Genomic DNA, 15,123 nt, shown 5'->3' on the forward strand with positions numbered 1-15,123 from the left:
TGCCTCCACTCGCATCGTTGTACACACGGTAGCCCCCCGTGCGCGACCCGTCGCGTGGCGACGGCTGCGTACACGGTCGGTACGCGAGGAAATCAAATCACACACGGTTCGGTCACGCGGCGTCCACGGCGACGACACCCCGCCGGATGGCCCGCACGGCCTTGGCGGCGGTCGCCGCCAGCTCGACGTCGTCGGCGGTGCCGTGGATCTGGTCGAGCAGATCGATCACCTGCCTGCACCAGCGCACGAAATCACCGGCGGAGAGCGGCGAGCTCTGCTCGCCACCGGCCAGCAACGCGTCGGCCAGCCCGTCGCCGCGCGCCCAGAGGTAGACGGTGCCGGCGAAACCGGGGTCCGGCTCGCGGGTGGGGGCGAGCCGATGCGCGGCCTCGTCGGCGCGCAGCTCGGTCCAGACGGCGAGCGTGGCGTTCAGCGCCCGCCGGATCGGCTGGGTGGGCCCGGTCGCCCCGATCAGCCCGACCTCCTGCCGCGACTCGTACACCAGCGCGGAGACCACCGCGGCCAGCTCGGCCGGGCCGAGCCCGCGCCAGCTGCCCTGCCGCAGGCACTCCGCGACCAGCAGGTCGCTCTCGGTGTAGATCCGGGCCAGCCGCCTGCCGTCCGCGGTGACCTCGCCGTCGGCCACGTATCCGCGTTCGGCCAGCAAACCGACGATCCGGTCGAAGGTGCGGGCCAGCGAGTTGGTGGTGGCGGCGACCTGCTGCCGCATGGACTCGGTCTCCCGCTCCAGCCGGCTGTACCGCTCCCCCACCCGGCACAGCTGCTCGCGGTCCGGGCGGTGGTGCGCCGGGTGCGCGCGCAGCGAGCGGCGCAGGGTGGCGAGCTCGCGGTCGTCGGCGGCGTCGGCCCGGTTCCCGTTGCGCCTGCCCCGGCCCGGCGTGGCGATGCCGGTGCTGCGCAGCGCCGATGCCAGGTCCCGGCGGGCCCGCGCGGTGCGGTGGTCGACCCGGCGCGGCAGCCGCATCCGGCCGAGCGCCTCGGCGGGGGTCGGGAAGTCGGCGACCGAGACCCGCCCCGCCCACTTGTCCTCGGTGAGCACCAGCGGGCGCGGGTCGCCCGGGGTGGCGTCCGGCTCCAGGATCACCGCGAGCCCGGCCCTGCGCCCGGCGGGAATGGCGACCACGTCGCCGCGCTGCAGCGCGACGAGCGCGTCCGCGGCGGCGCCGCGGCGATCGGCCCTGCGCTGCTGGTTGAGCTGCCGCTCGCGCTGCGTGATCCGCTCGCGCAGCTGGATGTACTCGAGCATGCCGCCGCCGGCGCCGCCGAGCTGGTCGCGCAGCTTGGCGAGCTGCCCCTGGTTGCGCTCGATGCCGCGGACCAGCCCGACCACCGAGCGGTCGGCCTGGAACTGCGCGAACGACCGCTCCAGCAGCTCGCGCGATTCCGCCGCGCCCATCCGGTCGATCAGGTTGATCGACATGTTGTAGCCGGGCCGGAACGAGCTGCGCAGCGGGTAGGTGCGGGTGGAGGCGAGCCCGGCCACCGCGCTGGCGTCGACCTGCGGCTGCCAGAGCACAACCGCGTGCCCCTCGACGTCGATGCCGCGCCGCCCGGCGCGGCCGGTGAGCTGGGTGTACTCGCCGGGGGTGAGCTCGGCGTGGCTCTCGCCGTTGAACTTGACCAGCCGCTCCAGCACCACGGTGCGGGCGGGCATGTTGATGCCGAGCGCCAGCGTCTCGGTGGCGAAGACCGCGCGCACCAGGCCGCGCACGAACAGCTCCTCGACGGTGTGCCGGAAGGCGGGCAGCATGCCGGCGTGGTGCGCGGCGAGCCCGCGGTGCAGCGCCTCGCGCCACTCCCAGTAGCCGAGCACCTCCAGATCGCCGCGCGGCAGGTCGCCGGTGTGCCGCTCGATGATCCGGTCGACCTCCTCGAGTTCGTCCGGGCGGCCGAGGTCGAGCCGGGAGCGCACGCACTGCGTCAGCGCGCCGTCGCAGCCGGCCCGGCTGAAGATGAAGGTGATCGCCGGGAGCAGCCCCTCCTCGTCCAGCTGGGCCAGCACCTCGGGGCGCGGCAGCGGGCGGAAGTCGCGGCGCTGCCCGCCGCCGCGCCCGCGCGGGGCGCCCCAGTTGTTCATCCGGTCGGTGCTCTCCCGCTGCCGGATGTAGCGCACCAGATCCTCGTCGACGATGATCTTCTGCTCGCTGGAGGAGGTGTCGAACAGGTCGAAGAGCCTGCGCCCGACCATCACGTGCTGCCAGAGCGGCACCGGCCGGTTCTCGTCGACGACGACGGCGGTGTCGCCGCGCACCGTCTCCATCCAGGCGCCGAACTCCTCGGCGTTGCTCACCGTCGCGGAGAGGCTGACCAGCCTGACCTCCTGGGGCAGGTGCAGGATGACCTCCTCCCAGACCGCGCCGCGGAACCGGTCGGCCAGGTAGTGCACCTCGTCCATGACGACGTAGGAGAGCCCGCGCAGCGCGTCGGACGAGGCGTAGAGCATGTTGCGCAGCACCTCGGTGGTCATCACCAGCACCGGGGCGGTCGGGTTCACCGACTGGTCACCGGTGAGCAGCCCGACGCTCTCGCGGCCGTGCCGCTCCACCAGGTCGGCGAACTTCTGGTTGGAGAGCGCCTTGATCGGCGTGGTGTAGAAGCACTTGCCGCCGGAGGCGAGCGCGAGGTGGACGGCGAACTCGCCGACCACGGTCTTGCCCGCGCCGGTTGGCGCGCAGACGAGCACGCCGTGCCCCGCCTCGAGGGCGGCGCAGGCATCCCGCTGGAAGGGGTCGAGCGCGAAGGAGAGGTGAGCGGCGAAGCGTGCCAATTCGCCCGTCAGCGACCGATCGTGTGTCACTCCTCAGAGCGTATCGGAGTAGTCCGACACCGAGCGCGGAGTTTTTCCGGCCTTCGTGACCGGGGCCGCGGCGTCGACGCCGGACGGCCCGTCGATGGCGGATGCCTCCTCGTCGTCGAGCGCGCCGAGCCCCTCCGCGCTGTCGCGGCGGACCCTGCGGCCGTCGTTGAAGCGGGAGACCTGCACCGCGACCTCGAAGAGCACCGTCAGCGCCAGCGCGAGCGCCAGCATGGAGAACGGGTCCTGCGGGGTGACGATGGCGGCGAAGACGAAGAGCCCGAAGACGATGCCGCGCCGCCAGGCCTTGAGCTTGACGTAGCTGAGCACGCCGACCAGGTTCAGCCCGATGATCAGCAGCGGGAACTCGAAGCTCACGCCGAAGATCACCAGCAGCTGGATGATGAAGCCGAAGTACTGCGAGCCGCTGAGCGCGGTGATCTGCACGTTGTCGCCGATGGTGAGCAGGAAGCTCAGGGCGTGCGCGACGACGACGTAGGCCAGCACCGCGCCGGTCACGAAGAGCACGGTGCCGGTGACGACGAAGCTCACCGCGTAGCGCCGCTCCTTGGCGTACAGCCCCGGGGTGATGAACGCCCAGATCTGGTACAGCCAGATCGGCGCGGAGAGCACGATGCCCGCCGTCATGCCGACCTTGAGCCGCAGCATGAACTGCTCGAACGGCGCGGTGGCGAGCAGCCGGCAGGCGCCGTCCTGGGTCAGCGCGGCGCGCGCCTCCGGCGGCAGCGAGCAGTAGGGGCCGCGCAGCAGCTCGCCCAGGCTCTCCAGCCCGAAGAAGGAGTGCGAGTACCAGAGGAAGCCGATGACGGTGCCGAGTGCGACGGCCGCGATCGCCTTGAGCATGCGGCTGCGCAGTTCGTGGAGGTGCTCGACCAACGACATGGTGCCGTCGGGGTTCGTCCGGCGCCGGCTGCGCCGCGGATCGAACGGGATTCGCATGATCGGTGGGGCCCCTGGCCGGTCGCGCGGCGCGGCACCTGCCGGCTGCGTCGTGGATGCGGAGTGGTGCGGGTCGAACGGCCCGCGCACCGGGCAGCGCGGCGGCTACTCCCGGCGCGACGCGGCGGAGCCGCGGTCTGCTGCCCGGCTCGTCAGAGCGACTTGGACTGCGTCGTCGGCTCGGTGACCGGCGCGGGCTGCGGCGCGGCGGCGGGCAGCTGCTGCGTCGGCTCGGCCGCGGGCTGCTGCGGCGCCGGCTGCTGGTTCCCGCTCTCGTTCTGCATCTGGCTGACCTCGCTCTTGAAGATGCGCAGCGAGCGGCCCAGGCCGCGGGCGGCATCGGGCAACCGCTTCGCGCCGAAGAACATCACGAAGAGCGCGGCGATGATCAGCCAGTGCCAAATGCTCAGACTGCCCATTGTTCTACCTCCCGAAGCTGTGGTAGGTCCGATGCTACCGGACCCGGATACTCCCGACCGCGTGTTGCGGTCAGCATTTGCGGGCGACCGCCATCAGATGCCGGATTCGGTCAGCCCGGCCTCGGCGTACGCGGCCAGCGCGGCGGTCGAGCGCTCGCGCACCGCGGCGACCAGTTCGGGCGGGCCGAGCGCGGTCACCCCGGAGCCGAAGCCGAGCAGCAGCCGCGCCATCCAGTCCAGGGTGGCGAAGCGCATGGTGGCCTCCAGCCCGCCGTCCGGATTCGTGCGCACCCGGTGCATCGGGTACTGGTCGAGCACCCACGCGTGCTCGGCGCGGATCAGCAGCCGGGCCAGCGGTACCGACGGATCGTCCTGGAAGAGGTCGAGCCCCGCGGCCCGGTCGGTGGCGTCGCGCGGTGGCGCGGCGGGTTCGTCGAGCTCGACGGCGCCCTCGATCCGGTCGAACCGGAACAGCCGCACCCCCTCGGCCTGCCTGCACCAGGCCTGCAGGTAGCTGTTGTCGTCGACCAGGACGATCCGGATCGGGTCGACCACCCGCTCGGCGACCTCGTCCCGGCTGGCCGAGTAGTAGACCAGCCGCAGCGCCCGCCCGTCGGCCAGCGCGGCGCGCACGGTGGCGACCTCGGGCGGCTCCACCGGCGGCTCGGCGCCGGGCAGCACCGAGGGCGCGGGCGCGGCGCCGGTGATCGCCGCCTCCAGCTTGGCGATGGCGGCGTAGGCGGCGCTCGGGTCGACCATGCCGGGCATGTCGACGATCGAGCGCAGCGCCACCAGCAGCGCGGTCGCCTCGGTGGAGGTCAGCCGCAGCGGGCGGTCCATGCCCGCGGAGAAGGTGACCTCGATGCTCTCCTCGGAGAAGGAGAGGTCGATCAGGTCGCCGGGGCCGTAGCCGGGCAGCCCGCACATCCAGAGCTGGTTCAGGTCGCTCATCAGCTGCTTGGTGGTGACGCCGAGGTCGGCGGCGGCCTCGGCCGCGCTGATCCCGGGGTTGGCGATCAGGTACGGCACCATGTTCAGCAACCGGGCGAGCCGCACGGAGAGCCTGCTGGTCACAGCGCCACCTCGGTGCGGTCGAGGACCGAGCGGAGCCGGGCGACCACATCGGCGCGCAGCTCCTCCGGCCCGATCACCAGCGCGTCCGCGCCGAGCCCGGTGATCAGCCTGGCCAGCCAGCCCAGCGAACGCACCGGCAGCTCCACCACCTCGCCGGAGCGGCCGGCGAGCTCCTTCGTCCCGGTCACGGTGCCGCGCCTGCGCAGCTCGCGGCCGCGGCCCTCGGCCACCCACACGGTGGCGGTGCCGACCACGGGGGAATCCTCGGTGACCCGGCCGACCACCTCGCGCAGGTCGACGCCGTCCGGCTTGCGGACCGTGTTCTCCGGGCCGTACGCGGTGATGTCGTCGCCGATCCGGGAGAGCCGGAAGGTGCGGACGGCGTCCCGGTCGCGGTCGTGCCCGACCAGGTACCAGCGGCCCCGGTGGGTGACGACGCCCCACGGCTCGACGTCGCGCATGAGAAAGGGGGCGTTGAACCGGGCCCGGTGCTCGAAGCGCACCGCGCGCCCGGCGTCCACCGCGGCGAGCAGCTTGTTCAGCACCGGCTCCGAGCCGCGGGTGCGGGCGGGGACGGCGGGCACCGAGGCGATGGCGGCGTCGGTCTCCACGTGCACGCCCGCGGCGCGCAGCTTGAGCAGCGCGCCCTCCGCCGCGGCGGCCAGCTCCGGCGACTCCCACATCTGCACGGCGACCGCGACGGCCGCCGCCTCCTCACTGGTGAGGTCGATCTCCGGCAGCTCGTAGGCGTCCCGGTTGATCCGGTACCCCTCCACCGAGGTGAACCGGCCCACCGGCCCGACCTCCAGCGGGATGCCGAGATCGCGCAGCTCGTTCTTGTCCCGCTCGAACATCCGGCTGAACGCTTCGTCGCTGGCCGAGTCCTCGTACCCGGCGACGCTCGTCCTGATGCGATCGGCGGTGAGGAACTGCCTGGTCGACAGCAGCGCGATGACCAGATTCATCAGCCGTTCGACCTTGGATATCGCCACCCGATAGAGGGTAGTGGACGGCCGTCACATGGATGCGATGAGCCGATCCACGCGCTCGTCCACCGAGCGGAACGGATCCTTGCACAGCACGGTGCGCTGGGCCTGGTCGTTCAGCTTGAGGTGCACCCAGTCGACGGTGAAGTCGCGCCCGGCCTCCTGGGCGGCGGTGATGAAATCGCCGCGCAGCTTGGCCCGCGTGGTCTGCGGCGGGGTCTCCACCGCGGCGTCCACCGCCTCGTCCTCGGTGACCCGCTTGGCCAGCCCCTTGCGCTGCAGCAGGTCGAAGACGCCGCGGCCGCGCTTGATGTCGTGGTAGGCGAGGTCGAGCTGGGCGATCTTGGGGTCGGAGAGCTCCATGCTGTAGCGGTCCTGGTAGCGCTGGAAGAGCTTGCGCTTGATCACCCAGTCGATCTCGGTGTCGACCTTGGCGAAATCCTGCGCCTCCACCGCGTCCAGGGTGCGGCCCCAGAGGTCGACCACCTGGTCGACCTGCGGGTCGCGGTCGCGGTTGCGCAGGTGCTCGACGGCGCGGGCGTAGTACTCGCGCTGGATCTCGAGCGCGCTGGCCTGCCTGCCGCCCGCCAGCCGCACCGGGCGGCGGCCGGTCAGGTCGTGGCTGACCTCGCGGATGGCGCGAATCGGATTGTCCAGCGCGAAATCACGGAAGGAGACGCCTGCCTCGATCATCTCGAGGACCAGCGACGCGGTGCCTACCTTGAGCATGGTGGAGGTCTCGGCCATGTTCGAGTCGCCGACGATGACATGCAGCCGGCGGTACTTCTCCGCGTCGGCGTGCGGCTCGTCGCGGGTGTTGATGATCGGGCGCGAGCGGGTGGTCGCCGAGGAGACGCCCTCCCAGATGTGCTCGGCGCGCTGCGACAGGCAGAAGGTGGCCGCCTTCGGCGTCTGCAGCACCTTGCCCGCCCCGCAGATCAGCTGCCTGGTGACCAGGAACGGGAGCAGCACGTCGGAGATCCGGGAGAACTCGCCCGCGCGCACCACGAGGAAGTTCTCGTGGCAGCCGTAGGAGTTGCCCGCGGAGTCGGTGTTGTTCTTGAACAGGTAGATGTCACCGCCGATGCCCTCCTCGGCGAGCCGCTGCTCGGCGTCGATGAGCAGATCCTCCAGCACCCGCTCGCCGGCCCGGTCGTGCGTCACCAACTGGGCGAGGCTGTCGCACTCGGCGGTGGCGTACTCCGGGTGCGACCCGACGTCGAGATACAGCCGGGCGCCGTTGCGGAGGAACACGTTGGAACTCCGGCCCCAGGAAACCACCCGGCGGAACAGGTACCGGGCTACCTCGTCGGGGGACAGCCGACGGTGACCGTGGAAGGTGCACGTGACACCGAATTCGGTCTCGATCCCCATGATTCGTCGCTGCACTCCATCGACATTACAGCTCTTTGTGCCGGTGGCGGGGCTGTCGGTGGAAGCCCGTTGCCTACGTTCTCGCAACGATGCCCGGTTCGGGCCGGGTAAAGAACGCCTGGAACCCCCGGGACACGAAAAATTTCCGGTGCGGAACGGGTTCGCGACGGACGCCAGGAAACGCGCCGCGAGCCGTCGGCCCGTGGCGCGTTCCCGGTTCGTCAGGAGGGGGAGCCGTTGCCCTCGGTGGGCTTCTGCTCTCCCTCGGGGGCGGATTCCGCGGTGGCGGAGAGCAGTTCCTGCAGCGCGGCGTCGGCGATCCGGCGGAAGGTGCGGCGCGGCCGCGCCTGCTCGAGGTTGGCGACCTCGAGCGAGCTGACGCCGAGCACCCGCTTCTCCTTGTCGGCGCCCTCCGGCTGCCCGGCCTGCAGCGCGTTCACCGCGACCCGGACCGCGGCGGCCAGGTCGAGCCCGGCCCGGTAGGACTCCTTGAGCGCGCTGACGATCGGCTCCGTGGTACCGCCCATGACGACGAACTCGCGCTCGTCGACGATCGAGCCGTCGAAGGTGACCCGGTAGAGCACGGACCGCGGATGCTGCTCCGGGTAGCCGACCTCGGCCACGCAGAGCTCGACCTCGTACGGCTTGAGCTGGTCGGTGAAGATGGTGCCGAGCGCCTGGGCGTAGGCATTGGCCAGCGCCCGGCCGGTGACGTCGCGCCGGTCGTACTGGTAGCCGCGGACGTCGGCCTGCAGGATGCCTGCCCGCCGCAGGTTCTCGAACTCGTTGTACCGCCCGACGGCCGCGAAGCCGATCCGGTCGTACAGCTCGCTGACCTTGTGCAGCGTCGCGGAGGGGTTCTCCGCGACGAACAGCACGCCCTTGTCGTAGGCGAGCACGATGACGCTGCGGCCGCGGGCGATGCCCTTGCGCGCCAGCTCGGTCTTGTCCCGGACGATCTGCTCGGCGGAGGCGTAATACGGCAGGGTCATGCCCCGGAGCTCCCTTCCCCGGCACCGCGGCCGGCCCCGTCCTCGATCGCGGCCCGGCCCGCGACCGCCTCGGCGGCCTCCCGGTCGGCGACGATATCCCTGGTGATCGCGATCAGCCGCTCCTCGGCCACCTCGGCGGCGCCGTCGGCGTCGATCACGACCGCGGTCGGGAAGATCCCGCGGATCAGATCGGGCCCGCCGGTGGCGGTGTCGTCGTCGGCGGCGTCGAAGAGCGACTCCACCGCGATCCGCAGCGCCCGCGTCTGGTCGATGCCCTTGGCGTACAGCTTCTTCAGCGACGATTTGGCGAAGGTCGAGCCGGAGCCGACGGCGGCGTACCCGAAGCGCTCCTCGCTGCGGCCGCCGACCACGTCGTAGGAGACGATGCGGCCCGCGCGGTCGGCGTCGGTGGCGTGCTCGTCGAAGCCGACCAGCATCGGCACCACCGCGAGCCCCTGCATGGCGGCGGGCAGATTCTCCCGCACCATCTTGGAGAGCTTGTTCGCCTTGCCGTCGAAGGTGAGCGAGACGCCCTCGAGCTTCTCGTAGTGCTCCAGCTCGACGGCGAAGATGCGCACCATCTCGACGGCGAGCCCGGCGGTGCCCGCGATCCCCGCCGCCGAGAACGAGTCGGTGATGTGCACCTTCTCGATGTCCCGGCTGGCCAGCAGGTTGCCCATGGTGGCCCGGCGGTCACCCGCGATGAGCACGCCGCCGCGGAAGCTGACCGCGACGATGGTGGTGCCGTGCGGGGCGAGATCCGACGCGCCGGTGCCACCGGCATGGCCGGTGGCACCGGTGGACGCGGCGAAGCCGTTGCCGGGCAGCAGCTCCGGTGCGGTCGCGCGCAGGTGGTCGGTGAACGAGGAGGTCACGTATCCGAGCCGGAGCCGCGACGGGTCACCTGCTGTCACTGGCCGCCTTTCTGCACGTACGCACGGACGAAGTCCTCGGCGTTCTCCTCGAGCACGTCGTCGATCTCGTCCAGCAGGTCGTCGGTCTCCTCCGCGAGCTTCTCGCGACGCTCCTGTCCGGCGGCGTCGGCGCCGTCCGGGCCCTCGTCCTCGTCGCCGCCCCCGGCGCGCTTGGTCTGCTCTTGTGCCATGGCAGCCGACCTCCCTCTTCCTCGTCACGGCCGAAGCCGCCTCCGCACTGTGCGTGCGCGTGTCTCAACACTACCCAGCCCCGCCGACAGCAGGGACCTTTTACCTACGTGGTGAGCTGTTCCACCAGGTCGGCTGCGGTCTCGACGCCGTCGAGCAGCTTCCCGACGTGCGCTTTCGTGCCGCGGCGCGGCTCCAGCGTCGGGATCCGGACCAGCGAGTCGCCGCCCAGGTCGAAGATCACCGAATCCCAGCTCGCGGCGGCGATATCCGCGCCGAACCGGCGCAGGCACTCGCCGCGGAAGTAGGCGCGGGTGTCGGTGGGCGGCTCGGTCATCGCCGCCAGCACCTGCTGCTCGGTGACCAGGCGCTTCATCGAACCGCGGGCCACCAGCCGGTTGTACAGCCCCTTGTCCAGCCGGACGTCGGAGTACTGCAGGTCCATCAGGTGCAGCTTGGGCGCGGCCCAGCCGAGCCCCTCGCGGCTGCGCATGCCCTCGAGCAGCCGCAGCTTGGCCGGCCAGTCCAGCAGGTTGGCGCATTCCATCGGGTCGCGCTCCAGCAGGTCGAGCACCATGGCCCAGTTCTCGATGATGTCGCGCACCCGCGGGTCGTCGTCGCCGGTGTGCTCCACGAAGGCCGAGACCCGGTCCAGGTAGATCCGCTGCAGCGCGAGGCCGGTGAGCTCGCGGCCGTCCTGCAGCGCGACGGTGGCGCGCAGCGTCGGGTCGTGGCTGATGGTGTGCACGGCGGTGACCGGGCGGGCCAGCTGCAGGTCGGAGAGGTCGGCGCCGCTCTCGATCAGGTCGAGTACCAGCGCGGTGGTGCCCACCTTGAGGTAGGTGGACATCTCGGCCAGGTTGGCGTCGCCGATGATGACATGAAGCCGGCGGTACTTGTCGGCGTCCGCGTGCGGCTCGTCGCGGGTGTTGATGATGCCGCGCTTGAGCGTGGTCTCCAGCCCGACCTCGACCTCGATGTAGTCGGAGCGCTGGGACAGCTGGAAGCCGGCGTGGTCACCGGACTGGCCGATGCCGACCCGCCCGGAGCCGGTGATCACCTGCCTGGAGACGAAGAACGGGGTGAGCCCGACGATGATCTGGTTGAACGGCGTGGCCCGGTTCATGAGGTAGTTCTCGTGGGTGCCGTAGGAGGCCCCCTTGCCGTCCACGTTGTTCTTGTACAGCTGTAGCCGCGGCGCGCCGGGAACGCTGGAGGCGTGCCGCGCGGCGGCCTCCATCACCCGCTCCCCCGCCTTGTCCCAGATCACTGCGTCCAGCGGGTCGACGACCTCGGGCGCGGAGAACTCCGGGTGCGCGTGGTCGACGTAGAGCCGGGCGCCGTTGGTCAGGATCATGTTCGCCGCGCCGACCTCGTCGGCGTCGATGACCGGCGCCGGGCCGCTCATCCGGCTCAGGTCGAAACCGCGCGCGTCCCGCAGCGGCGACTCCACCTCGTAGTCCCAGCGCGTGCGCTTGGCGCGGGGCACACCCGCCGCCGCCGCGTAGGCCAGCACGGCCTGGGTGGAGGTGAGGATCGGGTTGGCCGACGGCTCGGTGGGGGTCGAAATTCCGTACTCGACCTCGATTCCGATGATGCGCTGCATCCTTCGAGCGTAGGCGACCGACGCCGATGTCATCCCGAGGGTCGTCTTCCCGCTGGTACGGGCGCCGGGCGGCCGTACACTGTGCGCATGCTCTCCGGCCACCGTGCGCTGCCCGCGATTCTCGCGGCGCTCTCCGCGGTGGTCGTGCTGGTCCTGCCCGCCGGGCTGAACTCGCCCGCCCCGCAGGCCGCGGTACAGGTCGCGGCGGTGCTGGCGGCCGCGCTGGTCATGGCACTACTGGTCACCCGCGGTGACCGGACTCCACTGCCGCCGATCCCGCGCACCGGCCCCCCGCCCGCCGCGCAGCAGCGCAGGCGCGGCGACTTCCTGCGCCAGAGCAACCCCGGCACCCCCGGCCGTCCACGGCCACGGGCACCCGGCGCCGCGCGCGGCTGAGCGGTCTTCCCGCTCGGCGCTCGCCGTCGTCCGAAATCCGCTCGTGCGCCCACGCGCACGTGTCCGTGAGGGGTGTCCCCATGCTCGACTTCGTCTATTTTCCCGTGTCCGCCCTGCTCCTGGCCGGCCACACCGCCACCGCCGCGCTGCTCGGTAACTCGCTCGCCTGGATCGCCGCGGTGGTCCTCCTCGTGATCGCGGTGCGCGCCGCGCTCTACCCGGTGGTCCGCGGACAGGCCGTGCGCTCGGTCACCATGGACCGGCTGCGGCCCGCGGTGGAAAAGATCCGCCGCACGCACACCGACCCGCGGCGGCAATCCGCCGAGCTGCGCAAGCTGTATGCCGAGCACGACGTCCGGCTGTTCGGCGGCTTCCTGCCGATGCTCGGGCAGGCGCTGCTCTTCCTCGGCCTCTTCCACGTGCTCCGCTCGTTCGACCGCACCGCGGCGGCGGCGCTGCCCTTCGGCAGTACCGCGCACCCGCTGAGCCCCGAGGTGAACGCCGCCACCGCGAACTACCTGCTCGACCCGGGCCACGTACGCGCGTTCCTGGAGGCCGACCTGTTCGGCGCCCCGCTCTCGGCGGCGCTCGCCGGCGCGGCCACCCCGCTGACGATCGCGCTCGTCGCCGTCCCGCTGGCGCTGCTCGCGGCGGTCGCGGCGCACGCCACCGCGCGGATGGCCCTGCGTCGCGGTACGGATCGGCCGAGCCTGCCCATGGTGCGGCCGCTCACCCTGTGGGTGCTGCCCGGCACCGCGCTGGCCGGCGCGGCGCTGCTTCCGGTGGTCGTGCTGGTGTACCTGGCGACCAATGCCGCCTGCACCCTGGCGCTGCAGCTCCTCGCGTACCGCGGGCTACCCTCGATCGGTGGGTGACGGAGCGGGGTCCGAGCTGATCGCGGTGTACGACGGCGACGGCCGGGTCACCGGCAGCGCCGAGCGGGCCACCGTCTACCGGGAGGGGCTGTGGCACGCCAGCGCGGGCGTGCTGGTGCGCTCGGGCGACGGCCGCCGGGTCTACGTGCACCGCAGGACCGACAGCAAGCTGGTCTTCGCGGGGATGCACGACTGCCTGGCGGGCGGCGTGGTCGGGCCGGGCGAGACCCCGGCCCGCACCGCCGAGCGGGAGCTGGCCGAGGAGCTCGGCATCGTGCCCGCCCGCGGCGTCGGGGCGCGGCCCGCGGCCAGGGTCTCCTGGGACGGGCGGTGGCAGGGCGCGCCGATGCGCTGCCACCTGTTCGCCTACCTGGTGCACTGGGACGGCCCGATCCGGCACCAGCCGGAGGAGGTCGCCGACGGCTGGTGGTGGACCGACGCCGAACTCCGCGCGCACCTGGCCGATCCGGCCTGGCCCTTCGTCCCGGACACCAGGCTGCTGGTGGACGACCTGCTCAGCTCGCCGAGCTGACCGACCCGGCCCAGGCCGCGAAGGCGCCCGGGTTGCGGGTCTGCAGCAGCACCCGGCCGGGCCCGACGAAGTCGAAGACGAAGCCCTCGCCGGACTTCAGCGACTGGATCGAGCGCCCGGAGACCGCGCGCCGGATGGTGAAGCTCATCGCCAGGTCGTAGGCGACGACGTGCCCGGTGTCGATGGTGATCGGCTCGCCCGGCTGCAGGTCGATGATGTCGATGGCGCCGAAGACGCCGACCACCACCTCGCCGTCGCCGTGCGCGCGCAGCCCGAAGCCGCCCTCGCCGCCGAAGAGGTTGGCGAAGCCGCCCCACTTGCTCTCCACCTGCACCGCGTGCGAGTTCGCGATCCAGCCGCCGCGGCTGATGAAGTACGGCCGGTCCTGGGTGATCTGCAGGTTCAGCACGTCACCGGGGAGCGCGGGCGCCACGTCGACCCAGCCGCCCTGCTCCGGCGCGGTGAAGGTGGAGACGAAGAACGACTCGCCCGCCAGCACCGACCGCTTCAGCCCGGCCAGGATGCCGCCCTCGGCCTTGGCCTGCAGCGCGACCCCGGCCGAGTGCGCGACCATGGCGCCGCTCTCCACCCGCATGGGCTCGCCGCCGGCGAGGAAGCACCGCGCGACGGCGGAGGCGGGACTGTGCCGCAGTTGTACCTTCATGGTCGGCGACCCTACCGCCCGGCCGCAGAACCGAGGCGGGCCAGCGCTTCCGGCGTCCTGGCGACGACCGCGCCGCCGTCCGGGGTGAGCACGATCGGGCGTTCGATGAGCACCGGGTGCTCGGCCAGCGCCGTGATCCAGCGCTCCCGCTCCGCCTCGGTGCGCGGCCACTCCTTCAGCCCGAGCTCCTTCGCCACCGCCTCGCCGGTGCGGGTGATCTCCCACGGCTCCCTCCCGAGCCGGGCCAGCACCGCGCGCAGCTCGGCCGCGGTGGGCGGATCGTCCAGGTAGCGGCGCACGGTGTACTCGGCGCCGATGCCGTCCAGGTGGGTGGTGGCGGCGCGGCTCTTGGCGCAGCGCGGGTTGTGCCAGATCTCGGGTCCTGCGGCCATGCCCCGCAGCGTACCGCCGTCGTACGCGGCGCGGCCGCCACAGTGCGCGGCCCGGCTGCCGAGGTGATCGGTCGCTGCTCCCGGCGCTCCGGCGGCGTCGGCCGCGCGGGCGAACTGGGCGAAGCACGGCGCCACGCCGGGGCGGGGTGGCAAGATGCGGGCCGCATCGATCGACTCCGCGACACCCCGAAAGCGAGCACGCCCGGTGAGCTGCGTTCCACCGCCCGTTTCCCCCGCGTCCCCCCGGCCCGCGCCGGGCCGACCCCGATTCCGCGCCGCCCTGCTGGCCGCGCCGCTGCTGGCCGCGCTGATCAGCGCCGCGCCCGCCACCGCGATGCCCGGCCCCGCGCTCTGCGCCCTGCCCGGCCCCGCGACCCCGACCGGCCAGCAGTGGCAGGCCGAGCCGCCGCTCACCGTCGAGCGGGCCACCTACGCCGCGACGCTGAACACGACCTGCGGCCCACTCACCCTCGAGCTGGACGCCGCCGCCGCGCCGCGCACGGTGAATTCCTTCGCCTTCCTCGCCGCGCAGCAGTACTTCGACCACACCGCCTGCCACCGGCTCACCACCGATGGCATCTTCGTGCTGCAGTGCGGTGACCCGACCGCCTCCGGCACCGGCGGCCCCGGCTACAAGTTCCCGGACGAGAACCTGGCAGGCGCCGTCTACCCGGCGGGCACCGTGGCCATGGCGAATGCCGGGCCCGGCACCAACGGGAGCCAGTTCTTCCTGGTCTACCGCGACTCCCAGCTGCCGCCGAGCTACACCCCGTTCGGCCGCGTCACCGCCGGGCTCGATCTGCTGAACGGCATCGCCGCGGCGGGCGTCATCGGCGGCGGTGGCGACGGTGCCCCCGCCGTCCCGGTCGTGCTGGACAGCGTCACGGTCGCCAAGGTCTGAGCGGCGCGCCGCAGGCGATTCCGCCCCGAACCAC

16 protein-coding genes are annotated in these 15,123 nt (G+C 72.4%); 4 read left to right on the plus strand and 12 right to left on the minus strand.

Translation table 11 applies throughout. The annotated features are described in order from the left end of the window. Positions 1-112: 112 nt before the first annotated feature. The 10 genes from LTT61_RS06305 to dop form a co-directional block, all read right to left on the minus strand. Positions 113-2,818, minus strand: coding sequence for a DEAD/DEAH box helicase (locus LTT61_RS06305; RefSeq protein WP_233018991.1), 2,706 nt, complete (start codon positions 2,816-2,818; stop codon positions 113-115). Between the two features lie 3 nt (positions 2,819-2,821). Further along, positions 2,822-3,775: a twin-arginine translocase subunit TatC gene (gene tatC, locus LTT61_RS06310; RefSeq protein WP_233018992.1), complete on the minus strand. Its 954-nt coding sequence runs from the start codon at positions 3,773-3,775 to the stop codon at positions 2,822-2,824. A gap of 152 nt (positions 3,776-3,927) precedes the next feature. Further along, positions 3,928-4,194, minus strand: coding sequence for a Sec-independent protein translocase subunit TatA (gene tatA / locus LTT61_RS06315; RefSeq protein ID WP_233018993.1), 267 nt, complete (start codon positions 4,192-4,194; stop codon positions 3,928-3,930). 93 nt (positions 4,195-4,287) lie between these two features. Beyond that, positions 4,288-5,268, minus strand: coding sequence for a helix-turn-helix transcriptional regulator (locus tag LTT61_RS06320; RefSeq protein WP_233018994.1), 981 nt, complete (start codon positions 5,266-5,268; stop codon positions 4,288-4,290). Beyond that, positions 5,265-6,260 (minus strand): helix-turn-helix transcriptional regulator, encoded by a 996-nt coding sequence (locus LTT61_RS06325; RefSeq protein WP_233018995.1) that lies wholly within the window; start codon positions 6,258-6,260, stop codon positions 5,265-5,267. Before LTT61_RS06325 ends, LTT61_RS06320 begins: the two co-directional genes overlap by 4 nt. A 24-nt stretch (positions 6,261-6,284) precedes the next feature. Further along, positions 6,285-7,643, minus strand: a complete 1,359-nt coding sequence (pafA, locus tag LTT61_RS06330; protein ID WP_233018996.1) for a Pup--protein ligase — start codon at positions 7,641-7,643, stop codon at positions 6,285-6,287. 206 nt (positions 7,644-7,849) lie between these two features. Further along, positions 7,850-8,620, minus strand: coding sequence for a proteasome subunit alpha (gene prcA / locus LTT61_RS06335; protein WP_233018997.1), 771 nt, complete (start codon positions 8,618-8,620; stop codon positions 7,850-7,852). Next, a complete protein-coding gene (gene prcB, locus LTT61_RS06340) occupies positions 8,617-9,534 on the minus strand; it encodes a proteasome subunit beta (RefSeq protein ID WP_233018998.1) in 918 nt (305 codons plus the stop codon). The genes prcA and prcB overlap by 4 nt, the downstream gene beginning before the upstream one ends. Next, positions 9,531-9,725, minus strand: a complete 195-nt coding sequence (locus LTT61_RS06345; protein WP_233018999.1) for a ubiquitin-like protein Pup — start codon at positions 9,723-9,725, stop codon at positions 9,531-9,533. The genes prcB and LTT61_RS06345 overlap by 4 nt, the downstream gene beginning before the upstream one ends. 104 nt (positions 9,726-9,829) lie before the next feature. Continuing rightward, a complete protein-coding gene (dop, locus tag LTT61_RS06350; protein ID WP_233019000.1) occupies positions 9,830-11,329 on the minus strand; it encodes a depupylase/deamidase Dop in 1,500 nt (499 codons plus the stop codon). Between the two features lie 87 nt (positions 11,330-11,416). Here dop and LTT61_RS06355 point away from each other — a divergent pair, with 87 nt between their 5' ends. From LTT61_RS06355 to LTT61_RS06365, 3 genes are all read left to right on the plus strand, one after another. Next, on the plus strand, positions 11,417-11,725 hold the full coding sequence (locus LTT61_RS06355) for a DUF6412 domain-containing protein (RefSeq protein ID WP_233019001.1): 309 nt from the start codon (positions 11,417-11,419) through the stop codon (positions 11,723-11,725). A 104-nt stretch (positions 11,726-11,829) separates the two neighbouring features. Continuing rightward, positions 11,830-12,600: a membrane protein insertase YidC gene (gene yidC, locus LTT61_RS06360; RefSeq protein WP_233019002.1), complete on the plus strand. Its 771-nt coding sequence runs from the start codon at positions 11,830-11,832 to the stop codon at positions 12,598-12,600. Next, positions 12,593-13,132, plus strand: a complete 540-nt coding sequence (locus tag LTT61_RS06365; protein ID WP_233019003.1) for an NUDIX hydrolase — start codon at positions 12,593-12,595, stop codon at positions 13,130-13,132. Before yidC ends, LTT61_RS06365 begins: the two co-directional genes overlap by 8 nt. On the opposite strand, the gene LTT61_RS06370 is transcribed toward LTT61_RS06365, so the two are convergent. Together LTT61_RS06370 and LTT61_RS06375 are read right to left on the minus strand one after the other, a co-directional pair. Then, a complete protein-coding gene (locus LTT61_RS06370; RefSeq protein ID WP_233019004.1) occupies positions 13,116-13,796 on the minus strand; it encodes a TIGR00266 family protein in 681 nt (226 codons plus the stop codon). The two genes, LTT61_RS06365 and LTT61_RS06370, sit on opposite strands and share 17 nt — an antisense overlap. 11 nt (positions 13,797-13,807) lie before the next feature. Then, the gene (locus tag LTT61_RS06375; protein WP_233019005.1) at positions 13,808-14,188 is read right to left on the minus strand and encodes an arsenate reductase family protein; all 381 of its coding nucleotides are present in this window, start codon (positions 14,186-14,188) and stop codon (positions 13,808-13,810) included. Positions 14,189-14,393: 205 nt separating this feature from the next. Between LTT61_RS06375 and LTT61_RS06380 the strand changes: the two genes are divergently transcribed. After that, positions 14,394-15,089 (plus strand): peptidylprolyl isomerase, encoded by a 696-nt coding sequence (locus tag LTT61_RS06380; protein WP_233019006.1) that lies wholly within the window; start codon positions 14,394-14,396, stop codon positions 15,087-15,089. Positions 15,090-15,123: the final 34 nt, after the last annotated feature.

This window comes from Nocardia asteroides (genome assembly GCF_021183625.1).
Classification (GTDB): Bacteria; Actinomycetota; Actinomycetes; order Mycobacteriales; family Mycobacteriaceae; genus Nocardia; species Nocardia asteroides_A.